This window comes from Pseudomonas sp. LB-090624, from assembly GCF_003205205.1.
Taxonomy (GTDB): domain Bacteria; phylum Pseudomonadota; class Gammaproteobacteria; order Pseudomonadales; family Pseudomonadaceae; genus Aquipseudomonas.
Window position 1 is genome coordinate 93144 of the sequence record NZ_QJRL01000021.1, and the last position, 8217, is coordinate 101360.

The 8217-nt window shown below is 63.5% G+C and carries 4 protein-coding genes; 2 read left to right on the plus strand and 2 right to left on the minus strand.

The annotated features are described in order from the left end of the window. Window positions 1–33 precede the first annotated feature (33 nt). The gene (locus DMX11_RS18615; protein ID WP_110745840.1) at window positions 34–4899 is read right to left on the minus strand and encodes an NAD-glutamate dehydrogenase; all 4866 of its coding nucleotides are present in this window, start codon (window positions 4897–4899) and stop codon (window positions 34–36) included. 273 nt (window positions 4900–5172) lie between these two features. Here DMX11_RS18615 and DMX11_RS18620 point away from each other — a divergent pair, with 273 nt between their 5' ends. Beyond that, complete coding sequence (locus DMX11_RS18620) at window positions 5173–5526, plus strand: hypothetical protein (protein WP_110745841.1); 354 nt, start codon at window positions 5173–5175, stop codon at window positions 5524–5526. Between the two features lie 30 nt (window positions 5527–5556). Here DMX11_RS18620 and DMX11_RS18625 read toward each other — a convergent pair whose 3' ends face one another. Beyond that, window positions 5557–6462, minus strand: a complete 906-nt coding sequence (locus DMX11_RS18625) for a LysR family transcriptional regulator (RefSeq protein ID WP_110745842.1) — start codon at window positions 6460–6462, stop codon at window positions 5557–5559. A gap of 123 nt (window positions 6463–6585) precedes the next feature. Between DMX11_RS18625 and lysA the strand changes: the two genes are divergently transcribed. Continuing rightward, on the plus strand, window positions 6586–7818 hold the full coding sequence (gene lysA / locus DMX11_RS18630; protein WP_110745843.1) for a diaminopimelate decarboxylase: 1233 nt from the start codon (window positions 6586–6588) through the stop codon (window positions 7816–7818). The last annotated feature ends 399 nt before the right edge of the window (window positions 7819–8217 follow it).

Consider the following 8217-nt stretch of genomic DNA (forward strand, 5'->3'; position numbering starts at 1 on the left):
CTGCCGGGGCTTTGTTTTACCTCACCACCAGGCTCAGGACGGTACCACCGCCGCCTGCCCGCTCATGGCCAGGTCGACCAGCTCGCGGTTGGCGACCGCGTACATCGCGTAGTCGGTACCGGTGGCGTTGCGCAGGTCGTCCAGCATGGCGCGCCAGCGCTCTACCATCACCCGATGCTGCTCGGCCCAAAGGGCGACACGGGCGTCCATGTCCTCCGGGGCATCGGCCATCTGCAGTACCGAGATGGTGATGGCCCGCTGCTGCAGGTCGATGTCATCACGGAACGCTTCGCGAGCCAGTGCCTGCCAGTTGTTTTCCACCGGCAGGTTACTGATTTCCTGCAAGTACCAGGTCAGGTCCAGCGCGCTGCCCACGGCGAAGAACGCCTTGGCCACCTGCGCCGGGTCATGCCCGGTGACGTCGGCCGCCTCGATGATCGGCAGCAGGGTATACAGGTGACTGGTGCCGGCCACCATGCGCGCCAGCAACTCCGGTACCCCAGCCTCGACGAAGCCTTGGTAGCGCACCATCCAGCGTTCGCGGGTTGGGCCTTCGAGCAGCTCGTCGAGCTTGAGCCCCAACTGCGCGATCTTCGGCCCGAAGTGCGCCGTGTCACGGCCAGCGTCCTGCTCGTTACGGCGGCTGCGCAGGAACCAACGGGTAGCCCGCCGGCCCAGGCGCATCAGCTCGTCCATCAGGGTCAGCTGGATTTCCGCCGGCACCTGGTAGTCGAGCGCCTCGATCTGGCGGAACCAGTGCGGCAGGTGGAAGATGTCACGCACGATCACGTAGGCCCCGGCCACATTGGCCGGGCTCATGCCAGTCGACTCTTTCAGGCGCTGGACAAAGGTGATACCCATGTTGTTGACCAGGTCGTTGGCGATCTGGGTGCTGACGATTTCGCGCTTCAGGCGGTGACGGCGCATGGCCTCGGCGAACTTGTTGACCAGCGACGGCGGGAACGCGGTTTCCATGTCGCGGGTCAGGTAGTCGTCGTCCGGTACCAGCGACTTCAGCAGTTGCTCCTTGAGGTCGATCTTGCTGTACGAGATCAGCACCGACAGCTCGGCGCGGGTCAGGCCCTGCCCGGCAGCCAAGCGCTCGGCAAGCTGCTCTTCGGACGGCAGGAACTCGATGGCGCGGTCCAGCTTGCCACGCGCTTCAAGGTCGGCCATAAGGCGCTTGTACTCGGCAATCCGCTCACGGGCGCGGCGGGCGGCCAGGGACAGTGCCTGGGTCTGCTTGTAGTTGTTGCCCAGCACCAGGGCGCCCACTTCGTCGGTCATGCTGCCGAGCAGCTGGTTGCGCTGCTTCTCGGTCATGTCGCCACCCTGCACCACTTCGTTGAGCAGGATCTTGATGTTGACCTCGTGGTCGGAGCAGTCCACGCCCCCGGCGTTGTCGATGAAGTCGGTGTTGGTGGCGCCGCCGTTCAGGCCGAACTCGACCCGACCGAGCTGGGTCATGCCCAGGTTGCCGCCCTCACCCACCACTTTGCAGCGCAGTTCGTTGCCGTTGACCCGCAACGCATCGTTGGCCTTGTCGCCAACATCGGCGTGGCTCTCCGTACTGGCCTTGACGTAGGTCCCGATGCCACCGTTCCACAGCAGGTCTACCGGGGCCTTGAGCAGCGCATTGAGCAACTCGGTCGGGGTCAAACGGTCGGCTTCGATGGCGAAGCGCTCTTTCATCTGCGGGCTGATGGCAATGCTCTTGGCACTGCGCGGGAAGATCCCGCCGCCTTCGGACATGATACTGGTGTCGTAGTCGCTCCAGGCCGAGCGCGGCAAGTCGAACAGGCGCTTGCGTTCAGCGAAGCTGGAAGCGGGCTCCGGGTTGGGGTCGATGAAGATATGCAGGTGGTTGAAGGCTGCCACCAGCTGCAGCTTGTCGGACATCAGCAGGCCGTTGCCGAACACGTCGCCCGCCATGTCGCCCACGCCAATGACGCTGATCGGGTCCTCCTGCACGTTGATGCCGCGTTCGCGGAAGTGGCGTTGCACGCCGACCCAGGCGCCGCGCGCGGTAATGCCCATCTTCTTGTGGTCGTAACCGGCCGAACCGCCGGAGGCAAAAGCATCGCCCAGCCAGAAACCGTAGTCGATGGCGATGCCGTTGGCGATGTCGGAGAAGGTCGCAGTACCTTTGTCGGCCGCTACCACCAGGTACGGGTCGTCATCGTCATGGCGCACCACGTTGGCTGGCGGCACCACGCCGCCGTCCTTCAGGTTGTCGGTGATGTCGAGCAGGCCGGAAATGAAGATGCGATAGCACGCCACGCCTTCAGCGGCGATCTCGTCACGGGTGCCACCCAACGGCAGACGACGCGGCAGGAAACCACCCTTGGCGCCGACCGGTACGATGACCGAGTTCTTCACCTGCTGGGCTTTCACCAGCCCCAGCACCTCGGTACGGAAGTCCTCTTCGCGGTCGGACCAGCGCAGGCCACCACGGGCAACGTTGCCAAAGCGCAGGTGCACGCCTTCGACCCGTGGCGAATAGACGAAAATCTCGAACTTGGGAACCGGCTTGGGCAGCTCGGGGATCAGCTTGGGGTTGAACTTGAAGCTGAAGTACGACTTGTTCTGGCCATTGGCATCCGGCTGGTAGAAGTTGGTGCGCAGGGTGGCCTTGATCAGGTCCAGGTAGCGGCGCAGGATGCGGTCTTCGTTGAGCACCTGCACGTCGTCCAGGGCGCTGAGGATGGCCTGTTCCAGGCGCAGTTGCTTGTCGTCCAGGTCGTCCTGGGTAAGTTTGCGCGCCAGGTAGAAGCGGGTCTTGAACAACCGGGTCAGCTCACGGGCAATGCCGGTGTGGTTGTTCAGGGTGCTGGCGATATAGCCCAGGTCGAAGCCCAGACGGATCTGTTTCAGGTAGCGCGCGTAGGCACGCAGCAGGGCCACGTCGCGCCACGGCAGGCCGGCGGTGAGCACCAGGCGGTTGAAAGCGTCGTTCTCGGCATCCCCACGGACAATGTGGATGAAGGCGTCCTGCAGGGTGTCGTTGAGCTGCTGGATATCCAGGCTCAGGCCTTCGCTGTAGGTGAACGCAAAGTCGTGGATCCAGTACTCGCGGCCATTGGCATGGCGCAGGCGGTACGGGAACTCGCCCAGCACACGCAGGCCGAGGTTTTCCAGGATCGGCAGCACGTCGGACAACGCCAGCGGAGTGTCGGCGTGGTACAGCTTGCAGTGCAGGATGCGCTCGCCCACCTGGGTCAGCGGCTGGTAGAAGCTCATCGCCAGCGGTTTGCTTTCCGACAGGTTCAGCACGTGCTGCAGGTCGACCACCGCCGAGTGGGCGGCAAAGCGCTCGCGGTAGCCGGCCGGGAAGCCCTTGGGGAAATCGGCGAGGATGTTGGTGCCCTGCGCTTCACCGAAGTTCTCGACCACCAGCGTCGAGTAATCGTCTTGCCACGAGCGGCAGGCCTGGATCACTTCACGTTCCAGCTGCTGCGGGTCGATGTCGATGCGGTTTTTCGGGTCGACCCGCAAAATCAGCTGCACACGGGCCAGCACCGACTCGGAGAAGAAAGTCCAGAACTCGCAGTCGCTGGCCTTCAGGCGCTCCATCAGTACGTGCTGGATCTTCTGCCGCACTTCGGTGGAGTAGATTTCCCGCGGCACGTACGCCAGGCAGTAGCAGAAGCGGCCGTACGGGTCCTTGCGCAGGAACACGCGGATCTTGTTGCGTTCCTGGATCTGCACAATCGCCATGACCGTGGTGAACAGCTCGTCGATCGGGGTCTGGAACAGGTCGTCACGTGGCAGGACTTCCAGCACCTGGGCCAGCTCTTTGCCCAAGTGGGCCTTGGGGTCGAAGCCCGAGCGGCGCTCGACTTCGGCCACCTTCACGCGGATATACGGAATGGCATGCACGCTTTCGCCGTACACCGACGAGGTGTACAAGCCCATGAAGCGATGTTCCTTGATGACCTTGCCGTCGGCGTCCAGCTGGCGGATCGACACGTAGTCCGGGTAGGCCGGGCGGTGCACACGGCTCGGTAACGCAGCCTTGGCGAACGACAGCAGCAGCGGCTCGTTGAGGTAGGCCACGGCGTAGTCTTCGATGCGCAGCTCTTCTGCGGTCAGGCCCACGCGCAGACGGCGCGGCAGGCCGAGGAACGACTGCTCGTCGTAGACCATCTGGCCACCACCGGCGTCGCCCTTGACGGTGAATTCTTCATAGCCCAGGAAGGTGAAATGGTTGTCCAGCAGCCACTCGAGGAAGGCCTTCACCTCGCCCTTTTCGTGTTGCGCCGGGCCGAAGGCTGTCTGTTCCACTTGCGCCACCACTTCGCGCAGCTTGGCCTTCATCGGTTCGAAGTCGGCGACCGCCACGCGCACCTCGGCCAGCACCTGCTCGATCTCGCGGGTCAGCACGGTAAGTTCCGCGGCGTTGGCGCAGCGGTCGATCTCCAGGTACATCAGCGACTCGTGCTGTACCCCCTCGCCCTGGCTGCCCTTGGGCAGCAGTTCCAGCAGCTCCCCCTTGGCACCACGGCGCACACTGAGCACGGTGGTCTGCAGGGTATGGATGCTGTAGCCACGGCGGTTGAGCTCGGTGCGTACCGAGTCGACCAGGAACGGCAGGTCATGGTGCAGCACTTCGACCACGGTGTGGGTCGATTGCCAGCCGTTGCGTTCGTAATCGGGGTTGTACACCCGTACTTGCGGGTATTCGGGGTCGAAGCGTTCGATGATGCGCCAGGCTGACAGGGTGCAGCCGGCCAGGTCGGAAAGCCTGCGCTGGGTGAGTTCGTCCAGAGAGATGATGCCGAAGAACTGTTCGGCGAACAGCGCCACTTGTGGCAGGGACTGTTCGCTGATGTGCTGCGCCAGGGCCGCTTGCAGTTGGTGCTGGAAGTCGGCTTTGCTGGCTGCGGTGAAGAACGCCATCTGTGGTACTCCGCTTGGGCTTTGTAATAGTTGAAGCGTCGCTGCGTGCGCCATCTACGGGTCAACAATAGCCAACCCGTGGCAAGGCGGACGGTAAAAACCAGACGTTGACGTGCGCAGGCACGCCCAGGGCTCGCCGAAGCTTAACGACTGAGCGGTCATCAAGGCTTGCAGCGCTGCGACAATTTCGGTCAAGGGGGGGTAACTTTACGTTTATGCATGTAGCCAAGACTGTCAGAATTCCCTTCCGTTTCCTTTGATCCGAGCCTGCTCATGCAAATCGACACCGCCCTGCTGTTCGCCACCCCTTGCGATGACGAGGAAGACAACATGGCGACCCTGTGCTGCCACAGCGACAAGGGTCAGATGTTCCTGCTTACCCGTTACCCGGACGAGGACACCGTCGACCTGACGCTGGATGACGAGCCGTCGACGCTAGATGGCCTTAAAGTGACCCTGAGCGCCAAGCGCCTGCTGATCGAAGTGGCGGCCGGCGACCGGGACGCACTGAAGGGGGATGAAGCACTGGAAATCAACCTGACCAGCGAGCTGAGTGACATGGATGAAGTGAAGGAAACCCTGGAGAACATCCTGGCCGGTACTGGAACCTTGGTCTGCGAGCTTTGAACGCCGCCCCCACAAAGAGCCTGCCAGGGTTTAAATCAACGCTGCCTGCATCGCCCGCGCCTGCACCCGCAGCGCCTCGCAAAACGGCTCGACCGCTGCCGATGCCGGCCGGTGGTCGGGGCGTATCAGCATGACCTGGTACGGCACCGACACCCGCAACCTGCGGATCGGCAACCCGCTCTGGGCCGCCTCCAGCCCGCTCAGCGGGTTGATGATCGCCACCCCCAGGCCTTGCCTGACCATGGCGCACACCGAAGCGGCACTGGTGGTTTCGATGACCGTGCGGCGGTTAACCCCGGCCGCACGAAAGTGCTGATCCAGGCGTTGTCGGTAGGTGTCCAGGCTGGCCAGGTTGATGAACTCGATATCGTGAAAATCAGCCAATTCCAGCTCGGCCTTGGCCTGCAACGGGTGGTTTTCAGGCAGGACGCACACCATGTTGGCGCTGAACAACAGTTCGCCATAAGCCCCGCGCGGAATCTGCTCGACCTCGGTCAAGCCCAAGTCATGCTGCTGGGCAACCAACGACTCCTCCAGCAAGGGCGATTCCTGCGCCAAAATGCTCACGCTTACCCCTCGGTGCTGCTGGTGAAAGCGCTGGCAAGCCTTGGGCAACAGGGTTTGCGAGAACAGCGGCAAACAGGTAATGGCCAGCCGCCCCTGCTCGAAGTTGCGAATGGCCTGGGCAAAACGGTCGATCCGCTCCAGCCCGACATAGGCCCGCTCAACCTCCTCGATCAACAGCAATGCCTGGGCCGTAGCCACCAGGCGGCCGCCCTCGCGTTCGAACAGGTTCAGCCCGGTCACTTGCTCCAACCGGGCCAACTCACGGCTGACGGTGGGCTGCGAGGTGAACAACAGGCGCGCCGCCCCTGTGACGCTACCGGCTGCCATGATGGCGCGGAATACTTCGATATGGCGGACAGACAGTTTCACGGCAACACCCCCAGGATCGACATACCCCATATCAGATATGAATGGCACACGGAAAAAAAGCTATTTTTCTGAATCGCTGCTTTAGCTCATTCTCGTAGTCTTCCTTTTACGAGTAGCGCCACCATGACTGCACCCTTCACCCTCCTGGCCGAGGCGGTTCGCCAGCACGGCTCGCCGCTGTGGGCCTACGATGCCAGCACCATCGCCGCGCGCGTCGCGCAACTGAAGGTGTTCGACACCGTGCGCTTCGCCCAGAAAGCCAACCCCAACCTGCACGTCCTGCGCCTGATGCGCGCCCACGGCCTGGTGCTGGACGCGGTATCGCTGGGTGAGATGGAGCGGGCGTTCGCGGCCGGTGCCAGCGTTGAGGGTGATCCGGCCGGCGTGGTGCTGACCTGCGACGCCCTGGACCGCTCCACGCTGGAGCGGGTGGTGGCAGAGAAGATAGAAGTCAACGCCGGCTCCATCGACATGCTGCGCCAGCTCGGTGAACGCTCCCCTGGCCACCGCGTGTGGATCCGCATCAACCCAGGCTTCGGCCATGGCCACAGCCGCAAGACCAATACCGGCGGCGAAAACAGCAAGCATGGCATCTGGCACGAAGAGCTGGACGAGGCGCTGGCGTGCATCAAGGCCCACGGCCTGCACCTGGTGGGCGTGCACATGCACATTGGCTCCGGGGTCGATTACCAGCACCTGGAACAGGTCGCCCGCTCGATGATCGAGCTGATCGGCCGCCTGGGCGTGGACATCGAGGCGTTCTCCATCGGCGGCGGGCTTTCCACCCCTTACCGCAGCACCGACAAACCGGTCGACCTGCAGCGTTATGCGCAGACCTGGGCGGTGGCGCGCAAGGAGATCGAAGCGATGCTCGGCCACCCGGTGCGCATGGAGATCGAACCCGGGCGCTTCCTGGTGGCGGAGTCGGGCTACCTGGTGGCCGAAGTCCGTGCCGTGAAGCAAGTGGGCCGCAATACCTTCGTCATGATTGACGCCGGCTTCAACGACCTCATGCGCCCGGCGATGTACGGTGCCTACCACGGCATGACCCTGCTCGATGCCAACGGCCAGCCGGTGGACCGCCCAAGGCAGCCGACCGTGGTGGCAGGGCCGTTGTGTGAATCGGGTGACGTGTTCACGCAAGATGACCAGGAGCTGACCCCGCAGGACCTGCCCCAGGCACAGGTGGGCGACCTGTTGGTGATTCACGATGCCGGGGCCTACGGCGCGTCTATGTCGTCGAACTACAACAGCCGGCCGCTGCTGCCGGAGTTTCTGATCGAGAACGGCGCACTGCGGATGATTCGCCGACGGCAGACGGTGCAGGACCTGCTGGGTCTGGAGGCGGGTTTCTAGCCAAACATACCCGGCCATTGCGCAACCTCATGCCATGCGGTGTGGCTTCGTAAGGGTATGGCGGTTGAGGTGCGTCGCGTGGAAGATCGAGCGCCGCCCGCGCGGCGCATCGCGAGCTGCGCTCGCTCCTACGGTTGTTTCTGGCCAGTTATTTCTGGGGGATTTGCGCGCGTACGCCTGGGCGCATGTCGCGATATCGCGTCGTAAAACAAGGCGGTCGCGCGCGCCTGTCACAGGCGTGACTGGCCCGAAACAAATGTAGGAGCGAGCGCAGCTCGCGATGCGCCGCGCGGGCGGCGCTCGATTTCTGCCACACCCTAAACCCCACGCCCAACACACCCGGCCATTGCGCAACCGCATGCCATGCGGGGTGGCTTGGTAAGGGTACGGCGGTAGAGG

Bases quoted from the DNA above. Each gene is read 5' to 3' on its own strand.
- DMX11_RS18615 (WP_110745840.1), bottom strand. From the start codon at position 4,899: ATGGCGTTCTTCACCGCAGCCAGCAAAGCCGACTTCCAGCACCAACTG.
- DMX11_RS18620 (WP_110745841.1), top strand. From the start codon at position 5,173: ATGCAAATCGACACCGCCCTGCTGTTCGCCACCCCTTGCGATGACGAG.
- lysA (WP_110745843.1), top strand. From the start codon at position 6,586: ATGACTGCACCCTTCACCCTCCTGGCCGAGGCGGTTCGCCAGCACGGC.